Origin of the sequence: Longimicrobium sp. (assembly GCA_036389135.1) — a bacterium.
GTDB lineage: Bacteria > Gemmatimonadota > Gemmatimonadetes > Longimicrobiales > Longimicrobiaceae > Longimicrobium.
Window position 1 is genome coordinate 1 of record DASVQP010000065.1, and the last position, 20897, is coordinate 20897.

The 20897-nt window shown below is 68.0% G+C and carries 28 protein-coding genes; 7 read left to right on the forward strand and 21 right to left on the reverse strand.

Annotation, left to right across the window (positions count from 1 at the left end):
* From VF584_15850 to VF584_15860, 3 genes are all read left to right on the forward strand, one after another.
* The coding region (locus VF584_15850) for a hypothetical protein (protein ID HEX8211647.1) at positions 1–2044 on the forward strand (2044 nt) is incomplete at its 5' end.
* 28 nt (positions 2045–2072) lie between these two features.
* Positions 2073–2312: a hypothetical protein gene (locus tag VF584_15855; protein ID HEX8211648.1), complete on the forward strand. Its 240-nt coding sequence runs from the start codon at positions 2073–2075 to the stop codon at positions 2310–2312.
* Between the two features lie 278 nt (positions 2313–2590).
* Positions 2591–4009 (forward strand): acyl-CoA reductase, encoded by a 1419-nt coding sequence (locus tag VF584_15860; protein HEX8211649.1) that lies wholly within the window; start codon positions 2591–2593, stop codon positions 4007–4009.
* Positions 4010–4263: 254 nt separating this feature from the next.
* Here the strand turns inward: VF584_15860 and VF584_15865 are convergent, their stop codons facing one another.
* Both VF584_15865 and infA read right to left on the reverse strand, forming a co-directional pair.
* A complete protein-coding gene (locus tag VF584_15865) occupies positions 4264–4650 on the reverse strand; it encodes a hypothetical protein (GenBank protein ID HEX8211650.1) in 387 nt (128 codons plus the stop codon).
* Positions 4651–4725: 75 nt separating this feature from the next.
* Complete coding sequence (infA, locus tag VF584_15870) at positions 4726–4944, reverse strand: translation initiation factor IF-1 (protein HEX8211651.1); 219 nt, start codon at positions 4942–4944, stop codon at positions 4726–4728.
* Positions 4945–5180: 236 nt separating this feature from the next.
* Between infA and VF584_15875 the strand changes: the two genes are divergently transcribed.
* Complete coding sequence (locus VF584_15875; protein HEX8211652.1) at positions 5181–6458, forward strand: hypothetical protein; 1278 nt, start codon at positions 5181–5183, stop codon at positions 6456–6458.
* A gap of 328 nt (positions 6459–6786) precedes the next feature.
* Here VF584_15875 and VF584_15880 read toward each other — a convergent pair whose 3' ends face one another.
* From VF584_15880 to VF584_15940, 13 genes are all read right to left on the reverse strand, one after another.
* Positions 6787–7191 (reverse strand): VOC family protein, encoded by a 405-nt coding sequence (locus VF584_15880; GenBank protein HEX8211653.1) that lies wholly within the window; start codon positions 7189–7191, stop codon positions 6787–6789.
* A 6-nt stretch (positions 7192–7197) separates the two neighbouring features.
* Positions 7198–7623 (reverse strand): hypothetical protein, encoded by a 426-nt coding sequence (locus tag VF584_15885; GenBank protein HEX8211654.1) that lies wholly within the window; start codon positions 7621–7623, stop codon positions 7198–7200.
* A 42-nt stretch (positions 7624–7665) separates the two neighbouring features.
* Entirely contained in the window at positions 7666–8037 is a 372-nt protein-coding gene (locus tag VF584_15890; GenBank protein HEX8211655.1) for a DoxX family protein, read from the reverse strand.
* Positions 8034–8447 carry a VOC family protein gene (locus tag VF584_15895; protein ID HEX8211656.1) on the reverse strand — a complete coding sequence of 138 codons (414 nt, stop codon included), beginning with the start codon at positions 8445–8447 and terminating at the stop codon, positions 8034–8036. The genes VF584_15890 and VF584_15895 overlap by 4 nt, the downstream gene beginning before the upstream one ends.
* Before the next feature lie 145 nt (positions 8448–8592).
* Positions 8593–9078, reverse strand: a complete 486-nt coding sequence (locus VF584_15900; GenBank protein HEX8211657.1) for a VOC family protein — start codon at positions 9076–9078, stop codon at positions 8593–8595.
* Between the two features lie 29 nt (positions 9079–9107).
* Entirely contained in the window at positions 9108–9623 is a 516-nt protein-coding gene (locus VF584_15905) for a DUF1697 domain-containing protein (protein HEX8211658.1), read from the reverse strand.
* Positions 9624–9666: 43 nt separating this feature from the next.
* Entirely contained in the window at positions 9667–9840 is a 174-nt protein-coding gene (locus tag VF584_15910) for a hypothetical protein (GenBank protein ID HEX8211659.1), read from the reverse strand.
* A 155-nt stretch (positions 9841–9995) separates the two neighbouring features.
* Positions 9996–10544, reverse strand: a complete 549-nt coding sequence (locus VF584_15915; GenBank protein HEX8211660.1) for a DUF2306 domain-containing protein — start codon at positions 10542–10544, stop codon at positions 9996–9998.
* A gap of 201 nt (positions 10545–10745) precedes the next feature.
* Complete coding sequence (locus VF584_15920) at positions 10746–11270, reverse strand: MarR family transcriptional regulator (protein ID HEX8211661.1); 525 nt, start codon at positions 11268–11270, stop codon at positions 10746–10748.
* A gap of 191 nt (positions 11271–11461) precedes the next feature.
* Positions 11462–12100 carry a hypothetical protein gene (locus VF584_15925; protein HEX8211662.1) on the reverse strand — a complete coding sequence of 213 codons (639 nt, stop codon included), beginning with the start codon at positions 12098–12100 and terminating at the stop codon, positions 11462–11464.
* Between the two features lie 460 nt (positions 12101–12560).
* Positions 12561–12872, reverse strand: a complete 312-nt coding sequence (locus VF584_15930; GenBank protein ID HEX8211663.1) for a hypothetical protein — start codon at positions 12870–12872, stop codon at positions 12561–12563.
* A 9-nt stretch (positions 12873–12881) separates the two neighbouring features.
* The gene (locus tag VF584_15935; protein HEX8211664.1) at positions 12882–13196 is read right to left on the reverse strand and encodes a hypothetical protein; all 315 of its coding nucleotides are present in this window, start codon (positions 13194–13196) and stop codon (positions 12882–12884) included.
* Positions 13197–13226: 30 nt separating this feature from the next.
* Entirely contained in the window at positions 13227–13544 is a 318-nt protein-coding gene (locus tag VF584_15940) for a hypothetical protein (protein HEX8211665.1), read from the reverse strand.
* Between the two features lie 325 nt (positions 13545–13869).
* On the opposite strand from VF584_15940, the gene VF584_15945 reads away from it, so the two are divergent.
* Together VF584_15945 and VF584_15950 are read left to right on the forward strand one after the other, a co-directional pair.
* Positions 13870–14388: a YggT family protein gene (locus VF584_15945; protein HEX8211666.1), complete on the forward strand. Its 519-nt coding sequence runs from the start codon at positions 13870–13872 to the stop codon at positions 14386–14388.
* 744 nt (positions 14389–15132) lie between these two features.
* Positions 15133–15348, forward strand: coding sequence for a hypothetical protein (locus VF584_15950; GenBank protein ID HEX8211667.1), 216 nt, complete (start codon positions 15133–15135; stop codon positions 15346–15348).
* A 51-nt stretch (positions 15349–15399) separates the two neighbouring features.
* On the opposite strand, the gene VF584_15955 is transcribed toward VF584_15950, so the two are convergent.
* The 6 genes from VF584_15955 to VF584_15980 form a co-directional block, all read right to left on the reverse strand.
* Positions 15400–15882, reverse strand: coding sequence for a DoxX family membrane protein (locus VF584_15955; GenBank protein HEX8211668.1), 483 nt, complete (start codon positions 15880–15882; stop codon positions 15400–15402).
* Positions 15883–16076: 194 nt separating this feature from the next.
* Complete coding sequence (locus VF584_15960; GenBank protein ID HEX8211669.1) at positions 16077–16511, reverse strand: hypothetical protein; 435 nt, start codon at positions 16509–16511, stop codon at positions 16077–16079.
* A 106-nt stretch (positions 16512–16617) separates the two neighbouring features.
* On the reverse strand, positions 16618–16770 hold the full coding sequence (locus VF584_15965; protein ID HEX8211670.1) for a hypothetical protein: 153 nt from the start codon (positions 16768–16770) through the stop codon (positions 16618–16620).
* A gap of 95 nt (positions 16771–16865) precedes the next feature.
* Positions 16866–17960 (reverse strand): hypothetical protein, encoded by a 1095-nt coding sequence (locus VF584_15970; protein ID HEX8211671.1) that lies wholly within the window; start codon positions 17958–17960, stop codon positions 16866–16868.
* A gap of 317 nt (positions 17961–18277) precedes the next feature.
* Positions 18278–18463: a hypothetical protein gene (locus VF584_15975; GenBank protein ID HEX8211672.1), complete on the reverse strand. Its 186-nt coding sequence runs from the start codon at positions 18461–18463 to the stop codon at positions 18278–18280.
* A gap of 358 nt (positions 18464–18821) precedes the next feature.
* Positions 18822–19052 carry a DUF4114 domain-containing protein gene (locus VF584_15980; protein ID HEX8211673.1) on the reverse strand — a complete coding sequence of 77 codons (231 nt, stop codon included), beginning with the start codon at positions 19050–19052 and terminating at the stop codon, positions 18822–18824.
* Between the two features lie 838 nt (positions 19053–19890).
* On the opposite strand from VF584_15980, the gene VF584_15985 reads away from it, so the two are divergent.
* Positions 19891–20748: a transposase gene (locus tag VF584_15985; protein HEX8211674.1), complete on the forward strand. Its 858-nt coding sequence runs from the start codon at positions 19891–19893 to the stop codon at positions 20746–20748.
* Positions 20749–20897 lie beyond the last annotated feature (149 nt).

Genomic DNA, 20897 nt, shown 5'->3' on the forward strand with positions numbered 1-20897 from the left:
GGCGCGCGCCCAGGCCCCGGCCGAGGGGTGGAACGGGGCGCGCGCGCTGGAGCTGATCGCCCGCGCGCGCGACCGCCGCTCGCAGGCGCTGGCGGACACGGGGCTGCTGGACTACCAGGCGGACGCGCGGGGCTTCATCTACTTCTACCTGGACCGCCCCGGCACCAACGAGCGCTCGCTGGTGAAGACGGACCAGGTGGCGCTGGACGTCCTGTGGAAGGCGCCCAACATGGCGAAGCAGCGGATCATTGGGCTGCGGGACGCGAAGAACCTCCCCACCAACATCCGCTACCACGAAGACCATCTGACCGTGGTGCAGGACAACTTCGGCGACCTGATCCGCTACGGCGACGGCGACGAGGTGCGCGACGTGCTTCACCCGGCCGCGGTGGCGGGGCCGGGGACGTACGACTACCGGCTGGAGGACTCGCTTTCCATCCGCGTGCCCGGGTCGCCGGAGCCGGTGCGCGTGTACGAGGTGCAGGTGCGGCCCAAAGACACCAGCCGCCCGGCGATGATCGGCTCGGTGTTCGTGGACCGGCGCGGGGGCGACATCGTGCGCATGTCGTTCACCTTCACCGCAGCCGCGTACGTGGACCGGCAGCTGGACTACATCAACGCATCGCTGGAGAACGCGCTGTACAAGGGGCGCTTCTGGCTCCCGCACCGGCAGCAGGTGGAGCTGCGCCGCCAGATCCCGGAGCTGGGCTTTCCCGTGGGGGGCATGATCCGCGGGACGATGCGCATCTCCAACTACCGCTTCAACCAGGGGCTCTCCCCCGCCCTCTTCGCGGGCCCAAAGCTGGTGTCGGTGCCCGACGCGCAGCGCCGCAGCTTCGGCTTCGAGCAGCCGATCGACGCGGAGCTGCACGAGGAGGGAATCGGCCCCACCACCGAGCTGGGCGACGTGCGGCGGCAGGCGGCGGAGCTGATCCGCGGGCGGATGCTGAGCGGCCTCCCAGCGGTGCGGCTGAACGTGCCGGCGGCCTCGTCCGTCCTGCGCTACAACCGCGCGGAGGGCGCGGTGGTCGGCTTCGGCACGCGCATTCACCCCAGCGAGCCGCTGACGCTGGAGGCGCGCGGCGGGTGGGCGTTCGGGCCGATGCACCCCACGCTGGAGGGGGCGGCGACGGTCACGCACCCCGGCTACCGCATGGGCGCCCGCGCCTACGTGTACGAGCCGCGCGACGTGGGCGTGGGCCCCGTGATCTCGGGCGCCATGAACACGCTGACCTCGCTGGTGGCGGGGCTCGACTACACCGACCCCTTTTACGCCGGCGGGCTGGAGGGGTGGGGCGAGCGCCGCGTGGGCGGCGCGTGGACGGGTACGCTGCGGCTGCGCGCCGAGGCCCACACCGCCGCGCGCCTGACCTCCACCTTCACGCTCGGCGGCACCGGCGACTTCCGCGAGGTGCGGCCGGTCGACGAGGGGATGATGCTGGGCGGCTCCCTGTTCTTTGCGCGCGCGGCGCCGAGCGGTGTGGCACGCGGGTGGTCCGCGTCGGCGGGGTTGGACGGAGGCGTGTTCTGGGGCGACGAGCCGGACGAGCTCGACCCCACCTTCACCGTGAACGGCACGCGCCCCTTCGTGCGGCCCCGCCTGGAGCTGGGATGGGTGCGCCGCTGGACCCCGGCGCGCGCGGAGCTGGAGGCGGGCACCTCCGCCGGGATTGCGCTCGGTGAGCTGCCGCGGCAGGCGCTTTTCCTTGTGGGCGGGCGCGGCACCGTCCCCGGCTTCCCCTTTCGCGCTTTCGGCGGCGACCGCTTCGCGCTGGCGCGGGTGATGGCCTCGGCGGACGTGGCGGGGCCGTGGCTGCGCGGGCGCGCCTTCGCCAACGCCGGGTGGACGGGAGTGGGCTCCGCCGGCCGCGAGCCGCTCCAGGATTGGGGCGCGGCGACGACGGGGAGCCCGCGTTTTTCAGTGGGCACCGGTGTGGGGCTCTTCTACGACATTCTGCGCGTGGACGTGGCGCGCGGCCTGGGGCCGGACGGCCGCTGGGAGCTGATCGTGGAGGCCAATCCTTCGTTCTGGGACTTCCTGTGACCGAACTTTCCTCGCGCGGAGGATGGGCATGCTTGGGGTGATCGTGCGCGGCGCCATCGCCGTCTTCCTCCTGTATCTCGCCGTGAAGCAGCTCCAGGCCGGCCACCCGCTGTACGCCGCGGTGGACGTGATCTTTGCGATGGTGGCTGGCCTCCTCGCCTTCTCCGCGTGGCCCGGCGCCACGCGCCCGCCGGCGCGGCTGATCCGCGGGCTGGTGGCGGTGGGGGTGGTGCTGTGGATCGCGTCGCTGGTGGGGCGGTTCGTGTAAGGCGGGCTGCGGCGCGACGTCGGGCACGGGCGGCCACGCGGGGCCGCCCCTACGAGGTCTGGGTGGGTGGCGCGGGGTCGAGGCGGGGCATGCGGTAGGGCAGACACGCAGGTCTGCCCTACCAGGCATCGGTGACGTGCGTGAGTGGCGGTGCGGCGTCGGCCACGGGCGCGATAAATCGCGCCCCTACCGCTGTTCCCCATTCCCCATTCCCCATTCCCCATTCCCCATTCCCCATTCCCCATTCCCCATTCCCCATTCCCCATTCCCCGCATTCCGTGATCGACGCATTCCACCTCCCCGGCATCTCGCACCCGCCGACCACCACATGGTCGTACGGCAAGGGGGCGGATGCCTTCGAGGTCCGCATTCCGCGGCTGACGGCGGCGCTGCTGCGCGAGCAGGTGCGGGCGCTGGCGGCCGCGCGCGAGGAGCACCTGGCGCGGAGGCCCGTGGCCGGGATCGTGGAGGTGGTGGACCGGGTCGCCGCGCGCCTGCTGGACCCCGCGGACCCGCTGCGGCGCACCGCCGAGCGCGCCCTCCCCGCGATGACCAACTACTCGCCCGCCATGATCCGCCTGGTCCTGGACCGCATGGCGGCGGACTGGCGCGCGGCTCCCATCCGCGAGCTCCTGCGCTCCGAGTTCGGCGACCCGCGCGTGCTGGACGGCTTCTTCCCCGCGCAGCGCGGCGGCGGGGAGCGGATGGCGGTCGGGCCGCGCCTGGTGGCGAACGTGTTCAGCGGCAACGTCCCCGGCGTGGCGGTGACGGCGCTGGTGCGCTGCCTCCTCCTCAAGTCCGCGGCGCTGGGGAAGACGGCGGTCGGCGAGCCCCTCCTGGCCACTCTCTTCGCGCGCGGCGTGGCGGAGGTGGATGCGGGGCTGGGAGCCTGCCTGGCCGTCACCTACTGGCCCGGCGGCGACGACGAGATGGAGCGCACCGCGCTGGAAGCCGCGGACGCCGTGGTCGTGTACGGCGGCGCCGACGCGGTGTCCGCCGTGCGCGAGCGCACCCCGGCCGGGACGCGCTTCCTGGGATACGGCCCCAAGATCTCCTTCGGCGTGGTCGGCCGCGACGCGCTCACCCGCGATGCCGCCGCCGATGCCGCGCGCGGCGCCGCTCTGGACGCTTCCACCTTCGACCAGCAGGGGTGCGTGTCGCCGCACCTCTTCTACGTGGAGGAGGGGGGCGAGGTCTCGCCGCGCGGGTGGGCCGCGCTGCTGGCGCGGGAAATGGAGGCAGTGGAGCGCGAGCTTCCGCGCGGCACCCTGGCGCCCCGCGAGTCGTCGTCCATCCGCCAGCTTCGCGCGGTGGCGGAGTTCGCGGAGGCGGGCGGCGGCGGTACCGATCTCCACGCATCGCGCGAGGGCACGGCGTGGACGGTGATCCACGAGCCGGACTCCGCCTTCACCGCATCGTGCCTCAACCGCGTGGTCCGCGTGAAGCCCGTCGCCTCCCTGGATGACGTGCCGGCGCTGGTAGAGCGCTTCGGGCCCTATTTGCAGACCGTGGGCGTCGCCGCATCCGCGGAGGCGGCGCGCAGGCTGGCGGCGGCGCTGGCGCCGGTCGGTGTCGCGCGGGTTACAACGCTGGGGAAGATGGCCTGGCCGCCGCAGACCTGGCACCACGACGGGCGTCCCCCGCTGCGGGAGTTGGTGCGGTGGTGCGATCTGGAGACGGCGGGGGAAGGCGCGTAGCGGCGCGGGCGCCCTCCCCGCTCGTTCCTCGCTGCCCCTCCCCCAAAACAACCTGGGGGAGGGGCGCACGCGTACATCTGTTCCGGGGTGCCGGGGTTCGGTACGGCGTCGGGCACGGGCGGCCACGCGGGGCCGCCCCTACGGGATCCGTGCGTATAGCCGTCATCGAAGTACCGCGCAAATGCAAACCGCCCCCTCCCCCAGGTTGTTTTGGGGGAGGGGGCAGCGAGGTGACGAGCGGGGGCGGCGGCCTGCTACCCCAGCCACTCCTCCTCGTCCTCCTCGTCCTCGGCCTTGGCGGCGGGCGCGACGGGGATGACGGGCTTGGGGCGCGGCGGGTCCGGGGAGATCAGGACGTTGGAGGCGGCGGCGTAGAACGGCGGCGCGTCCGGGTTGTCCAGGCGGATGTGCAGGAGGCGGCTTCCGTCGCCCGTCTTTCCCAGCACCGCCGCGATCTCGCCCAGGCCGGCGGAGCAGCACACCTCGTCGCCCACCTTGGGGACGCTCTCCGCGCCGGTGCTCCATCCCGGGTAGGCGGCGCGGTCGATCCGCAGGTCGGCGTTGGGACGCCGGCCGTTGGTCTCCGGCGCGCCTTCGGGGCGCGGCACGGCGCCGGCCCCCATCGAAAACCAGCTGCTCATCTTACCTTGCACGGAACGGGACAGCGGACAGCCGGGGCGCCCCCGGAGCGTTCCCGGGGCCTGTCCGGGAGCCGCTTACTTGTGCCGGAACGTGATCCGGCCTCGCGACAGGTCGTACGGCGACATGCTGAGGGTGACGCGGTCCCCTTCAAGCACGCGGATTTTGAACTTCCCCATCTTGCCGGCCGCATAGCAGAGCACGACGTGCCCGTTCTCGAGCTTCACGCGGTACTTGCGGTCCGGGAGCACCTCGCTCACCAGCCCTTCCACCTCGATTCCTTCTTCCTTAGCCAATTGTAGCCTTTTCGCTGAAGAAAATCCAATGCACGAAAAAGCCCGCGGCATGCGTCAAGCGGTGACGCGCGCCGCGAGCTGTGTGCAGGCCGAACGCGCCGGCCTCGTGCGCGGGTGTTACCCCGGCCTTTAAAGATAGCGTCTACAAGGGATCGGCACAACGACCCTGCACCTCAACCGCGAGCAGAAACCTGCTTTACGACTCGTCTGACGGGACCGCGGCGCGCGGAGCGGACGTGCTCGCCGCGATGCTGCGCGAGCGCACGACGGACCTGCGGCGCGTGGGTCTCGATGAGTTCCGCGAATGGCTCGGCCGGCAGCTTCCCGGCTGGCGTCTCGATCCGGTCTTTGCGCAGCGCGAGCGGATCCGTGACCTGCGCCGCGCATCCCCGCGCCTGCGTGCGCTGGAGCGCGAGCGGCGGCGCGCAGCCAGGGCGGACGCGGACCCGCCTCACGGTGAGCGGCTGCGCCAGGTGGAGGAGGAGCTGAGCGGCGTTGGCAAGGCGGTCGCGGGGCTGACGGCCGCGCTGGAGGATGCGGACGAGGACCGCCGCCCCCCGCTGCGGGAGAAGCTGAATGCCTTTCGCGCGCCCCGCGCCGCGCTGGAGGCCGAACGCGACGAGCGGATCGCGGCGAGCCCCGAGCGCACGCTGCTCATGCGGCTGGATGCGGAGCTGGAGCGCCTGCGCGAGGAGAGCGGAGTCGGCGCGGAGGAGGGGCGGCTGCACGAGATGATGCGCGCACAGGGACGACGCTCCGGGCGCGCGGGTGGCGGATTCGAGGCGGCAGCGCTCCGGGCCGTTCGCGAACATCTCCTCCCCGAGCTGGGGGATGGGCCGCTCACGGTGCTCACGGGCGTAACGCTGGGCACCGCGCGCACGGAGCTGGACCAGGTGGTCGTGCGCGGCTCCGGCGACGTGCCCGTCGAGGTGCTCGCGGTGGTGGAGGCGAAGCGCAATCCGAACGACGTGGCGCACGGCTTCACGCGGCGGCAGGCGGACCTGGCATGGCTGTCCGGGCATCGCGCCGCGTACGATCCGGCGCGGCACGTCACGAGGCACTTCCCCGCCGGCCACTTCGACCGCGTGGCGGAGCACGAGCAGGATGGAACGCGCTTCCTCTTCGACCCCGCCTCCTTTCGCCGCTTCCATCCCGAGAGCGGGTACTTCCTCGCGGGCCTGTACTTCGTCACGCGCGCCGCGCCGCTCGCGGGGCTTTCCGGCGCCGCGCTGGGACGCCTGCGCCACCGCGCCGCCACCGACGAGCGCTTCGCCCCGGCGGACGACGCAAACCTGGCGGATCTCCTGGCCTGGTGCCGCACCCTGGCCGAGCCCATCGAGACACCCGACGTGCTCGCCCTCTACGCCGACGTTCAGGAGCGCCCTGCCCGCTCTCCGTGTCGAACGGGACGGAATCGTGCTCGTGTACGATCCGCCACTCCCCGCCCACCTTCGCAAACCCACGTCGCTACCTCGCCCCCGGCCGCAAGCGTCTCGCTCACATGCGAAAGGTAATACGCGAAGGCGACCTCGTCACAGGCGACCACTTCGAGGTCGCGCACCTCGTAGCCCGGCCCCTCCGAGTACCCGTCGAACCAGCCCTCCGTCCGCTTGAGCGTGACGACGATGGAGCTTCGTATCCAAATACTTCCTCGGTAGGGAACACCGAGCCCACGTTCCAGCAGGAGTCACGCTACCCGCCCGGCAGCAGCTCGATGTAGGCCGTGCCCTCCAGCGCGGCAGGATCGCGTAAGATGGTGATGGGCTCCATCAGTCGGCTGCGAAAAGGTCACGGACGTTGAGCGGGGCTGAACCGGTGGGAGTCAACGGTGAGCCGCCGAACCTACCCCTTCCCAGTGGCAAACTGAACCAGGTCCCACCGGTTGCCATACAGGTCCTCGAACACGGCCACGGTGCCGTACGGCTGGACGCTCGGATCGCGAACGAATTGGACTCCCGCGGCGAGCATGCGGTTGTAGTCCCGCCAGAAGTCGTCCGTGCTCAGGAACAGGAACACCCGCCCGCCCGCCTGATCGCCGATGAAGCGCGCCTGCTGCGGCGTGGAAGCCCGGGCGAGCAGCAGCGAGGTTCCAGGCGGACCAGGAGGCGCCACGACCACCCACCGCTTGTCCTGCTCCGGCTGGTACGTGTCCTCTACCAGCGTGAAGCCGAGCTTCTTCGTGTAGAAGTCGATGGCTTCGTCGTAGTCACGGACCACCAGCGCGACGTGGGCGAGCTGTTGATGCACGAAGACCTATCTCGAAGTGCTGGACGCGCCACGCGCCTGCCCGGCATCCAGGCGATCCAGCGGACCGCGCAGAAGCAGCACGCCGTATACCACCGCCAGCAGCGAGGCAGGCACGGCGAGTCCCCACAGCGCGCGGGGCACGCCGGGCTCGCCGAGCGCCCGCAGCAGCGACAGCGCGCCGACGAAGTACAGCACCAGGTTGGCGAGCACCACGGGCCGGCCGTAGATGCCGCCGAGCAGCGCGCCGCGATGCAGCCAGTTGAGCGCAGCCACCCCGAGCCACGCGGCGCCCAGCAGCTGCCCGAGCCAGGCGCCCGCCGCCGGAAACCCGGGCACCAGCAGCGGCAGCAACACGTCGGAAGCGAAGAGCAGCGCCAGCCCGCCGGCAAGCAGGACCGCGGCACTGATGCGCGTGACGAACGAAGAGATCACCGGCTGCGTGCGAGTTCGAGGACGTCGGCCTGTCAGGAACGGTCAGACGATCGGTTTCAGCACCATCCGGCCGTACGCGATGAACGCCATGAGGAGGCCCAGCACGCCGCTCATGACGATGGACCCGGCCTCGCCGTACGTGGCGTGCACGCCGATGAAGACGAGGCTCTCGACCGCCAGGACCGCCGCCGCCACCGCCGTGAGCCCCGGCCGCCTGCGCAGCGCGGCGGGGACGATCAGCCCGGCCACGCAGACGAGCTCGATGATGCCGAGGACCATCCACGCTTCCGGCGGCAACGCATCAAAGGACGGCACCCCCTCTCGTATCTCCGCGAGCATGAAGACCTTCATGATGCCCGACGCCCCATACAGGAGCGCGGCGAGGACCTGCAGCACCCACAACAGGGTGTTCATCGCGTGCCTTCTCCACCGCGCTCGTGCAGCAACATCCAGGAAGTGCCGAACCGGTCGCGCAGCTGGGCGAAGCGGGAGGCGAAAAAGGTCTCCTCCATCTTCATGAAGATCTGGCCGCCCTCGGAGAGCAGTCCGTAAACGCGTTCTGCCTCCTCGGCACTATCCAGCGTCAGCGCCAGATACGCGCTCCGCATGGGCTCGGCGCCCGGGATGTCCGCTCCCATGAGCACCGAGTTTCCGATCTCGATGCGTGCATGGAGGATCGCGTCCTTCCAGCCTTCCGGCATCCTGCTGTTCGGCATGTCGCCGTGGCGGCGCATGCCCGTGATCCTGCCTCCCAGGTGCTGCTCATAGAAGCGGAACGCCTCCTCGCAGGTGCCGGCGTAGTTCAGGTAAACGTCGAGCTTCACTGGATCTCCGCGGGTGGGTGGAATGGGTGGGGAAAGCCTCACACAGAGACACGGAGGACAAAGCAAGAGCACAGAGAGTACCTTCTTCGTTGTTCTTGCCGTCTCCTCTGTGGCTCTGTGTGAGGCTTTTTGTTCTTCTCAGGGATCAGCCGCGAACCGCCGCCTCGATGGCCGCGACGTCGATCTTGTGCATCTGCATCATTGCTTCGAACGCCCGCTTGGCAACGGCGCGATCGGGGCTGCTGATCGCCTGCGTCAGGGCGATGGGCGTGATCTGCCAGGACAGACCCCACTTGTCCTTGCACCACCCGCAGGCGCTCTCCTGGCCGCCATTGCCGACGATGGCGTTCCAGTAGCGATCCGTCTCGGCCTGGTCCTCCGTCGCGACCTGGAACGAGAAGGCTTCATCGTGCTTGAACGCGGGGCCGCCATTGAGCCCCAGGCAGGGAATGCCCATGACGGTGAACTGCACCGTCAACACGTCACCTTCTTTGCCAGACGGGAAGTCTCCCGGGGCGCGGTGCACCGCGTCGACCGACGAATCGGGAAAGGTCTCCGCATAGAACCGCGCCGCCTCCTCCGCGTCGCCATTGTACCAGAGGCAGATCGTGTTTTTTGCCGGCTTCGCCATCGAGGTTCTCCATTGGTTAGTGAGCCCGACTACGCCACAGCGCACTTCCTCACTGTCTCGAGTGTCCGGGTGGTGATGTCTTTTCCAAAGGTGCGCTCCAGCAGCGTCATGAAGACGGCGCCTTGAGGACCCGGCTCGTACGCCGTGAACGCTTCGGTAGCCGCGAGCTTGAGGATTCTTGCTCCATCGCGCTCCACTGGCAGCTCCAGATCCGTGTTCCCAGGGCGCCTCAGGAACGTGACCACGCGTTTGGCGGTGGGCGGCAGGGTGAACTCCGCGAAGGGATCACTCGCAACGAGACTCTGGAGATACTCCGACGAACGGACGATCGTGGGAAAGACATGGCCCAACGACGCGAGCATTGCCTCCTCGGCCTTCCGCTCAAGCGTGGGCCAGGCCGAGTCACTCGTGCTGAAGACGACGTTGCCGCTGGACAGAAGCGTGCGCACCTCGTCGAATCCCGCCGCCTGGAAGCACTCCTTCAACTGCGGCATCTTGCAGTTGGAGGGGCTGACCCCGCGAAGAAGAGCGACGTAGCGAGGCATGACGTTTGGTTTGCGGTTAGGTGTGTGCTGCTAAGCGTTGGTGTCAGATGAGCTTCCGAACCAGAGCAAGCAGTGTCAACACGCCAATGACCGCCACGAGAACATAGTAGCCAACGTCCAGCCAGCCGCCCGTGCCAGAGGCAAGATTCGCCACCAGCCACCCTCCTGCGAGGTATAGCACCGCAAGCGCGGCGAGCAGCTGAACGAGTAGCTTCATTTGCCTCCAGGCGCGGAGTGTGATGGGAGCGTCCAGCGAGGGCTGCTCATGATCCGGAGCGCGCATTCGGCAAGAGTACAGCGGTGGCTGTGAACGAGCAACTACGGCCTTCATCACCGCTGGCGCCGAGTTCGAGCGTCAGCTGCAATGCTACGTCAGACGCTGCCGCGCTTGGCTCGCTCTGCCGCCGTCCGGTAGGGCGCAAGGAGCTCCGATCGGTGACGCCGGATCAGTCGCGCGCCGACCGCGAGGACCAGGAGCGTAGCCACGGTTACCGTGACGCCGAACGCCAGCACCTGATCCGGACGTGGCCGGAGCGCGGGAACCCGGGTGGCGGTCTCCGACACGGCCGCCGCGGCGAGCCCGACGTACGACCACGTCATCCACTGGTAATGGCGCCTGAGAGCACGTGCACGCTCCACAGGGTCGCGGCGCGCTCGCGCCCGGCGTGCTCCGAGCGCCGCAAGGGTGCCTGCCACAACGGTCACGAAGCTTAAGACAGCGCCCACGTGGAAGGGCCCGAAGCGCCCGAACAGGCGGTAGATGAGGAGCGCCGTGCCATTGAGCAGGAGCATGCTTAGGACGTAGGCCCACCCCAGTTGCCGGTGGCGCCGCGTGCCCTTGCGGGTCAGGAGCACGGCCGCGCCCGCCACGAGCGCGCCGACCGCCGCTATGGTGTGCGCCCAGCCGAGGCTCACCGGCATCGTATGCCGGCGGTGGTGCCGAGGCCGAGGTCCAGGTGCGGGGTCATGGCGTCATGAATGTCGTGAGATCGCGTTCAGTGCGTGTCGACGGTGATTCGGCAGGGCTATAAGGCCGGCGTGCGAAATGATTCGAATTCTAAGCACGTATACTTAGAAATGGAAGTACCTTGTGCGGCCCTTCGGCGTGCCCCGAATGCATGCCTAGCGGTCCTGATGCTCGCCGCCGGCCTCGGTGGCGAGCGGGGCGGCGGCCGCGGCGCGTCCGAGCCGCTTGAGCAGGTCGGCCGCCTGGCGCTTTTCCTCGAGCGAGAGCCCCGCCATGGTGCGCCGGATCTGCTCCGCGTGAATGGGAAAGATCTCGGTGATGAGCGCGCGCCCGGCGTCCGTCAGCTCGCCGAATACGAACCGCTGGTCTTCGGTGGACGTCCGGCGGCGCATGAGACCGCGTTTCTCCAGGCGCTTCACCGTGTACGTGGTGCTGGCGCCCGTCAGGAGGATGCGCTCGGCCAACGCGCTCAGGGGGAGCGGCCCCTTGTGGTACAGCGCCTCCAGCACCCCGAGCTCCGTGGACGAGAGGTCCCACTGCTTCGCCTGGTGCCGCGCCGGCTCGGTGACCGCGCGCAGCGCCCGGCTCATGACCACCAGCAGCCGCAGCGCGGCAGTGCGGTCGCGCGCATGCGGATCATCTGGGAATCGTGCAGCCGGGCCCGCGGTCGAGTCGCTCATTTATTAGAAAACTAACCAATGTGTCGTGGTGCTAGCGCGAGCCGGAAGACGGGAATCTACACCCTGCACCGTCACCGCAGCAGGGGGTGGCTCGGCGGCGCGTCTTCTCCCGGGCTACGTGTCTCGTGCCATTGTGAAGCGCGTTCGGCGGCGATCACCTCGTTCACGCACTCGTGCCAGCGTGCGAGGGGTCAGGCGCTGGCCAGCGCGGCTGCGTTCCGCGGCGCCGCCGGGGACTCCGCCGCGACGCGCACGGGCAGCAGCGCGGCCCCGATCTCCCACAGCCCAAAGAGGGCGATGCCCGCGAACAGGACCCCCACACCACCCATACCCATCCAGATCACGAGGACCCCCGCGAGGCCGGGAAGCAGCGCGCCCAGGATGCCCAACGGCGCGATCCACCACCTGCCCAGCGTACGGGTGCGGGCGCCTGCGATGACCAGCGCCATCCCCACCAGAGCGAAGACGGGGTACCCCACGCCGCCGAGCAGCGCGTGCGCCGTGAAGACGGGAGTGGAGTGCCCCGCCTGCAGGCGCTCGGCGTCCACCACGGAGATGAGGTGGAAGAACGCCTCCACCGTCTGCAGCGCCGTGCCCGCGATGGCGATCCGCATCCAGCGCCCCGCCGGCCCGCCACCCGAGCGATGCAGCAGGAAGAGACTCGCCAGCAACGACACGTAGCCCGCGAGCATCAGGGAGTGCGAGGGAACCCAGATCGGGTTCATCAGCATCTGCTGCATCGATGGATCGCGCGGGTGCGTCAGGGCGCCCGCGATCATGAGGACGCCGGCCGCGAGCAGCAACGGACGCCAGGATGCGATTCGGGTCATGAGGGTACGGGGTGAGGGAAAGGAGGAGGTCGAGCCGAGCCATCGGGGGAGGAGCAGGCGGCGCCCGACGCGGTTGATGACTGGGCGCCGAGCGGCACAAGGGTTGGGCGTGCGGGGCCGCCACGCAAGACTTTCGTCGCGCGAGAGCAAGGACGGTCTGCCGATGGTGAGGCCGCCGAGATCACATCTCGCTTGCTGCCGTGCGCATCACAGGCCTGGCAGGCGGCGGATTGCTTGTTCTCCCAGATGGCCGCTGCCCCACAGACGGGGCATGACTTCTCACGGGAGGCGTGTGCCTGGCATCGGGAGCAACTTCGAACCAATCGCGTTCGCTGCGCATTCTTCGCCAGGGGTGCCAAGCACACCGGGCAGTGGTTCTTGCCGCGCCGGAGCTTGGATTCGGACGTGCTCCGGTTCTGCGGAACGTGTGGGGGGCCCCGGTCGTCCCAGTCCGCCTGGCTCACCGGGATGCGCGCGCGGAGGTGTCAACCGCGAGAATCTCCTCCCGTACGGCCTCCGGGACGTCGCTCCAGACCGTGCCGCCCGTGAGGCGCAGGTCGTAGCTCTGCTCACGAGCCGCGGTCAGGATCTGCCGGTACCAGTCTGCGTAGCTCCATTCCCGAGGCTTGGGAGAGTAGAGAAAACCCTTCTGATCGTCCCAGTGGACCTGCATCGCCTCTCGCCAGATGTACCGCAGGACCACGGTCGCCGGCCTGACACAGAGACGCCCATCCTTGTCGATGGCGATCTCAGCGATCGAATCCACGTCCATGCCTCGGCTCTAGCGATTGAGCATGTACAGGCCCATCAGCAGCACGCCGGCGGCGGCGAAGGCAAGGCGGCGAGGCAGGTTGCGCCTTGGGTCCGTCGCCGTCATGAGCCCGCTCATCACCACCGCGCCGCCGAGGAGGCCGGTATTGAGGGAGCGTCCTGCGCCTGCAAACGCACTCGCCAGTATCGCGATGCCGATCAGCACCAGGACCACGCCAAGGCCGCGGCCAAAGCGATTCGAGGATTTGCCTGACGGGTCCGTCGCTGCCGGAGTTCTCATAGGGCTGTCTGCCAGGAGGCGTTTGCGCAGGCCTGCGGCGATCATTCACCACGTGCGGCTTTCAGCCGCCGAACTTCAAAGCTCAGGTGCAAGGGGCCGCTGTACGAGCAGGCGGCCGAAGGGACGATAGGCGCCGCGCCACTCCGCCCATGTGTCGAGCTCGTAGGCGGATGTGTGCGTGTAGAAGTCGACGACGGACGGATCGACCTGCCCGGGATCGAAGTCGGGGCCGGCGAGCGCCGAGAAGTCGGAGATGAGCCCCCGCTCGACGGAATCCGCGCCCTGACGAAGATCGAGCCCCTCACGGCGCGCGAGCTCGGCAAAGAACTCGAGCCCGATCCCGCGTACGTCCCCTACCGGCCCCGCGAGCCACGGATGCTCACCGAGATCCATGGACCGGCCGGTAACCTGGACCGGTGACGTGATCGGTTAGATACCCGCGTGACTCGCCGAGCCAGATCATCTCTACGTTTCTCTCAAGTGGGATGTGGCGACCGAACGCCGAACGACGAGCCCCGTGCCGCTAGACCGAACTGGCATCGCCCGGGAAGCTGGCCGTACGCCGGCCCATTCGGGTGTTCGGCTGCGCACGAGCGTGATACGCAACGAGTTGCCTTCCCGCCGCGCCTGTGCCTGAGGACCGCCTGCCGTTACTATCCAGGGTACCGGCTCGCCATTCGGCGCGCCGGACAGGCCGGACAACCCACAGGGAGTCCTCATGCAAGACAAGACAGTCGCCGACGACGAAGCACGCCGGATCGCGCAGCACGAGGCGGTGGTGGGTACCGTCGAGCGCGACGTGAACGCCGACATCGCCCACCGGGCCGAGCGCGGCAGCGCAGGGGAGGCCGGGAAGCTGGATCGCGTGGCGGGCGACATGCGCAGCCACGCGATCTCGGAGGTGGCTGGCACGGGCCGCGAAATCGAGCGCGGCCGCACCTTCGCGCGCGTCTCGCAGGTGGTGGACTACCTGTTCATGCTCCTCTACGGCCTGCTGGGCATCCGGCTGGTGCTGGCGCTCCTGGCGGCTCGGTCGAGCAACGGGTTCGTCCAGATGATCGATTCCGTGACCGATCCGTTCTACGCTCCGTTCCGGGGGATCGTCTCGAGCCCCAGCGCGGAGGGCGGCTTCACGCTCGCGGTGCCCATCATCATCGCGCTCATTGCCTACGCGCTGCTCCACGCCGCGATCCGCGGGCTGCTGCGCATGCTCGTGCATCGCAAGACCGAGGTCTGAAGAGGGAGATCCGCCCCTGCGCCCGCCGGTGCCCCGCAGGGATCTGCGGGGCGCCGGCTATCTCCGCCTGACGCACGGACGATCCGGACCGTGCACGCCCCACCCGACCTGGCAACACCCCGAATTAAAAAAAGAGCAGCCCCGCACGTCCCTGTTGCTTCCCCCGCCAATGTACACATCGACCGCAGGACAGACGAAGTTCGCCGCGTGCATGCTGTGAGGGGCTCGTACCCCGATCCCTCCGCAGGGCCCGCTGCCGCGCTCTAGCTCATCTCCCAGAGGAGTACCACGGCAGCTACGGCTGTGGCTGCGAGCAGATAAACGCCCGTCATTGCAGCCAGGGAAGCGGGCCAGGGCCGGCTCGCTGTGCTGCGAGGCAGCAGGGTCGTAGCCGCGAGAGTGCCGCTGATAGTCGCGATGAGCGCTGGGAGCGGCGTGCGTTCAAAGGAATGGAGCGCGACCTCTGGCCCCGGTACCGAGGCGAAGATGTGGGCGGAGAGTGCAGCGGTCCAGGCAACCGCGAGAGCGACGACCCCACGCCGGCCCAGCACCCGGTGCGTGAGCACTGCGAGGATTGCGAAGGCTGGAGGCGCCAACAGGAACTCTGTAGTTGACCTCATGTCCACCCTCCCGTGGCGTCACCTGCACGTTGTGGTTAGCCGGCAGGAGGTAGCGCAATCCGAATCTCTGCCTGTTGCGGGCGATACGGCCGCGCAACGTCGACATGCCGGTGCGGAGCGGTGAGTGCACCCGATCAACATGCCCGCGGGGATGGTAAAGAGCGGGATTCCGCTCCTGGCGGAGCGTCTCTGGCAGATCGTGCCGAAAACGGCGCACAACCGTTCCGTCAGGCGCTTGGCCAAGCCAGAACCGCGGGGCGGGGCCGCCTGCCGGCTCGTTGACGCGCAGGCGGCGACCCTTCGCGTCGTGCGTGAACTCCGCTTTGACGTGGAGCCGTAGGCAGTCGCCGTCCCCCAAGGGTGTCCACGGCATTCATCCGCGACGCCTCCGTCAGGTGGCGCTCACGTGGAGAACCCCCGCAGGCGGCAGCATCGCCGCCACCCAGAGCAGACAGGCGATCCAGAAGACCTGCAGTGGGAGCCGGAACCGGAGGGGCATCGCAGGCCGGCCGGCGACCGGCAAGCCTGCACGCGCGGCGTGAATGTTCGCGGGGAACAACGCGACCAGGAGCGCCGCCAGCGCCAGCGCGGCCAGACGCGTCAGGGGAGGGAGGAGGAGCCCGATCGCACCCGCCAGTTCGAGCACGCCGGTAAGTGAGACCAGGAGACCGGGTGCGGGGAGCACCGGCGGGACCATGCGAATCAGATCGGGCCGCGTCCGCGGTAGGAAATGCGACAGCGCCGTGAAGCAGAACATGACTGCGAGCGCGAAGCGGAGTGCGGCGGCGGGCGTGCTGGCGGAGGGGAGCAGCCCCGCCAGCCCGGCGAGCCAGAATGCTGCCCACGCAACGAGTTGAACGATCAGAGGAGCCACGGTGCGTAACAGTCTGTGCGTTGTGTGGAACCGCTCTAATCCTGCTCACTCAGCCCTACGCCACTAACGACACAAGGGTCAGGGGTGCGGGGCCGGCGCGCAAGTCATCGCGCCTGAAAGCATGCAAGGCCCCGCATCCCCTGCAGCCGATTGTTAGGCTGCATTGGTGGGTGACCAGTTCGCGATCGTTTCACTTACGCGAGCGAAGCGGTCTGCGTAGCCGCCGAGGCGTCTATCCATCCCTCCGCCCACAATGCGAGCACCACGTCCAACTGCGAATTGTGCCTCTTGTTCGGGTCAGCGCAACATTTGCTCATCACACACCGCCAGAGTGCCGCTTTGTTGCCGTGAGCCAGATCCGGCTCTGCCACCAACAACTGAGCTGCGGCAACGGCGTACGATCTATTCAGACCCCGATCCACAGGTCTGCAGCAACTCGCGGGAACGCCGGCCAGCATGCCCTCCTGACAGAGCCCAAGGAATGCCTCGCGCGGGCAAGTCTTCTTCATGGCTGGTGGGGCGCCGGCGAATACCGCCTCCGCAACCTGCCGCCACGCGTCTTCCCCAGAGCGGTGACCAGAACGCAGCAGCTTCGCGGCCTGCACCGCCGTGTCGCCGTACTTGCCCATCTCGTCACCTCCGTTCGCCTGACAGCTGATGCGCAGGAGTGCTCCGCACGGGACCCACGCACCGACGCAGAGCGCTCCTCTATGTGTCTCTGTGTGAGCCAACCCGCTACCCCGCTGCCCCGTCCCCCCGCAGTACCTCGGTGGCGGTGTTGGCGGTGCGGGCTTCGAGGAGCGTCTCCATCTCGCGCTGGCGGAGGTTGAAGGTGTAGCCGGCGCCCACGATGCCAACGCGCAGGTAGCTGAGGGGTGAGGGGGACACCCTCCATGCACGCGTCGGCGTTGTCAAGCGCACGCCGCGCCGTTCGACGAACATGTCGGTCGCCGCGATGCACAAAGTTGAGCGCGGCCGAAGAGCTACGGCCTCAACAGATCCTGCAAGATGTTGTCTAGTGCAGCCTTGCGGCGGGCCTCGAGCGTCTTGCGCTCCTCGGAGTCTGCGGGAAGCTTATCGATCTGCTTCTGGAGCCGATCCGCCTCCTGCCGATAGCGAAGATCATTGTACAACTTGAACGCATCGGTGATGGCATCGATCGCCACCTCGGACCCCTCCTTCTGGCTAAGGAAGCGCGACAACATCGCGGCGCTGGCAGCGGTAGGCGTGAATTCTTTGAAACTGTCATTCTTCCCCCCATCCAACAGGTAGGCGATGTACGGCTCGTCGCCATCGTAGGGCCGCTTCGTGTCCTTGTGAATGAGTCCCTTCTGGACGTCAAACTCGAACCCTGCGGGATCGAGAGACCTGCCATGGACGATCTTGAAGCCGCTTTGAGGAACCGGTGACCCAGGAACGTTGAAATCGAGCCGCTCCGTCACACTGAACTCTGGACGCGCATCGACCAGAGAATTCACCAGCTTCGAAAGCAGTTTGATTGCGGCACCTGCGGCGAGAATGATCCCGCTGTAAGGGCCGAAGACCGGAATGCTGCCGGCAGAAGAAATGGCGCCCGCGATCCGGCTCACCAGCTCGTCTGGAAAGTCGTCGAAGGCCATGTCGAAAGTGAGCGTCAGCGACTGTGCGGTGAGTGCCGGTATGTAGTACACGAGTTCCGTACCGTTTTCCGTCGCCGCCGGACCGGTGATGTGCGACTTACGGCGTACACGCTTGGGCATCAGGTTGATTGCCCTGGGCGCTTCGTTGAAGGTCGTAAACGGATCGCGAACGGCGGAGGTAAGCAGCATGTCGTTCTTGCCGAGACGCCCGGTGTAGACGTGCCTGAGGAGGATCGTCGCCGGCAGCCCGACGCCGACGGGGGCGAAGGGCGTAACCTCGGATGCGTGCACCACTCCCGACGAAAGCGCAATTCGTACTTGGTGATCTCCCCTCTCGCCTTCCTGGAGCCGGTCGATTTCCGCCCTGAACGCAGCGGTTTCGGGGTCGTCGCGCCCCGCGCGCTCGATAAGCTCGTCGTCGCTGACGAGAACGTTGCCAAGCACATGCGAAAGTGGCATCGGGGCCTCCTAGGTTGAAAGGCTACTGGCAACACCGGCGGAATACCGTGCGTTGCTGCGGAGCAGGATGGGATGTGGACGCGGACACGGCAGATCGCTGACAAACACGGTTCTGCGATCCGGTCTCTTGGAAGCGCCCGTGCCGTTGAAGAATAGGTTGATACGGAATCTGGTCGCAAGCGTGAGCGCGGCCAGGGCGAGTGGAACGAGCTCCTAGATGCGCGCCGGCGCGCGTGCATGACAACTCTCCCTGCATCTTGGGCAGTTCGAGCCAGAGCAAAGGCACCACCGGCGCATCAGCAGCCATCGCCTACGCGCTACCCCGCCGCCCCGTCCCCCCGCAGTACCTCGGTGGCGGTGTTGGCGGTGCGGGCTTCGAGGAGGGTCTCCAGCTCGCGCTCGCGGAGGTTGAAGGTGTAGCCGGCGCCGACGATGCCCACGCGCAGGTAGCTGAGGGTGAGGGGGACGCCCTCCATGCACTCGTCGGCATTGTCGAAGCGCACGCCGCGGCCGTCCGACGAAGGTGACGGAGCCGCGGCCGACGACTTCGTACAGGTGGCGCGGATGATGATGCCGGTTTCCGCGACGATCCCAAGGCCAAGTTGAGGCGCCTACGACAAGCATCCCAGTATCTGAGCTTCGAAAACGCAACCCACTTGCAAATATTTGATCAGTCGCGAGGACGCAGCTCATCGTTAGGAAACTGTCATGCGGAGTGGACCACCGCGACCCCCACCTTCCACACGGGAGGCTGGACCACGCGTTCTTGGTGCCTCACCAACTGGCGTTCGTGCCGCCCGGAAATGCACAGCCCCGGCGCGCGCGGGGCCGGGGCTGCGAAGGTGAGAGGCGGGCTCGACCTTATCCCGGGTACAGCGTCCAGTTGATATTGATCACTGCGTCGTTGAAGTCACAATCCCCGCCCGACGGTGTGTCCTCGACGCAGAGCGTGTATCCGCCGGCGTACGTCGTGGTGCCGTAAGACAGCGTATCGTACGCGGTCAGCACCTGGGGCTGCCCTTGGGACTGGGTGGTGGAAACCACCGCGTAATAGGTGGTGCCGCTCTGGAGCTGGAACGAGGCGGTGCTCATCGCCGTCGCCGCCCCACTACTGCCACCCCCCGTTGATGGTCGCAAGTGCGGCGGTTCCCCCGGTCGCCCAGATGGCGACGGTGAGCGTGTTGTAGGATTGGGTGTAGCCCGACACAAAGCAGGTTAGGGAGTTGGAGGTGGTGACCAGGTCAGGCAGGGGAACGTTGTTGCCGGGATGTCCGACTTCCGTGCAAATCGCCATGGTGATCGTTTCCTCTGGAAGGACGGAAGAATGAACGCTGCGGATGTTCTGACGAGCTGAATTCGTGCGAGCTCCTTTCTTTGCGGGGGAGGGGTGGACTTCGCGGCGTCAACGGGGCACGGCGGGCCACCAGCACCCATTCTGATCTGGTCAATATGTGGCGGGGTGGTTCCGATAGTCAATGGTGTCCCGTAAGGTACTTTCGCGCCCCTGGTAGGACTTCGGCGATGACGCGGCGTCAGGAAGACCCGACTATGCATGGTGGCACCGAATTCCAATCCCGGTCGTCGACAACGTACGTGTACGCAAACCTTCCGGAGAGACGCCCCGCGGCTGGAATCCCCCGTATCACGCCTTTATCCACCGATCCCGATCCGCGAAGCCAGCCCTCCGCGAGCTATCCGTGGCTCGGTATCGCTGCGACGGCAGGTTCGGGAGCGAAGGACGGGAGGACAACGTCACTACATCCCTGAGGTGGCATCCAGATCAACCATTACCAATAAGGTTGTCCCGAAGGGAAGCGGCGAAACGGATAAATTGCCTGCCGACCGCCCACAGGTAGAGGACACAGAACAGCGTAGCTCCTCCGGCGAAGACTACCGCAGCTAGACAGGGATCCACCGGGCGCTCGTGGCAATGGGCATCGAGAACATCATCGTCGGCTCGGCGAACATCGAGGTGAGCCGCCGCGGCAAGCGGGCGAAAACGGACCGGCTGGATGCCGGCAAGCTGGTAGGCATGCTCCTGCGCTACCATGCGGGCGATCGGAAGGTCTGGAGCGTGGTCCGCGTGCCCACGCCGGAGGAGGAGGACCGGCGGCACCTGCATCGGGAGCTGAAGGCGGCGAAGCGGGACCGGACCCGGCTCACGAGCCGGATCAGGGGGCTGCTCTTCGGCCAGGGCATCCACCTCCTCGACCTTAAGGAGCTGCCGCAGCGCCTCGGCTCGCTCTGCATCTGGAACGGGGAGCCGCTGCCGAACTCACAGCGCGCCAGGATCGAGCGGGCATGGAACCAGGTGGAGATGATCACGCACGTGATCCGGGAGCTGGTCATCGAGCGCCGCAAGCTCCTGCGCAGCGCGGACGACCCGGGGACGGAGTGCGCGCGCAAGCTCCTGCGCCTCGGCGCCATCGGACCCGAGTCGGCCTGGCTCTTCGCGCTCGAGTTCTACTTCTGGAGGCAGTTCCGCAACCGAAGGAAGATCGGGGCACTGGCGGGCCTCACGCCCACGCCGTACGAGAGCGGTGACGACTCGCGCGAGCAGGGGATCTGCAAGGCGGAAACCGCTGGATCCGCTCGATCGCCATCGAGATCGCGTAGGGCTGGCTGCGCTATCAGCCGCAGAGCGAGCTCAGCAGATGGTATGAGCGACGATTCGGACATGGCGGCACACGGCTGCGCAAGATCGGCATCGTCGCGCTGGCGAGGAAGCTCCTCGTCGAGTTCTGGAAGTACCTGGAGACCGGCACGCCGCCGGCGGGCGCAATCCTGAAGGTGGGCACGCTCAGGGCTTCGTGAGCAGTAGGGGCTGCACGGCAGGAGACAGAACACCGCACGTGCGGGTGCGAGGGCCCGTGGCCGCTGCCGGGTCGGCTCGGATGGCCGACCGTTTGTTAGATGGGGTACCTCGCTCCGCGCTTC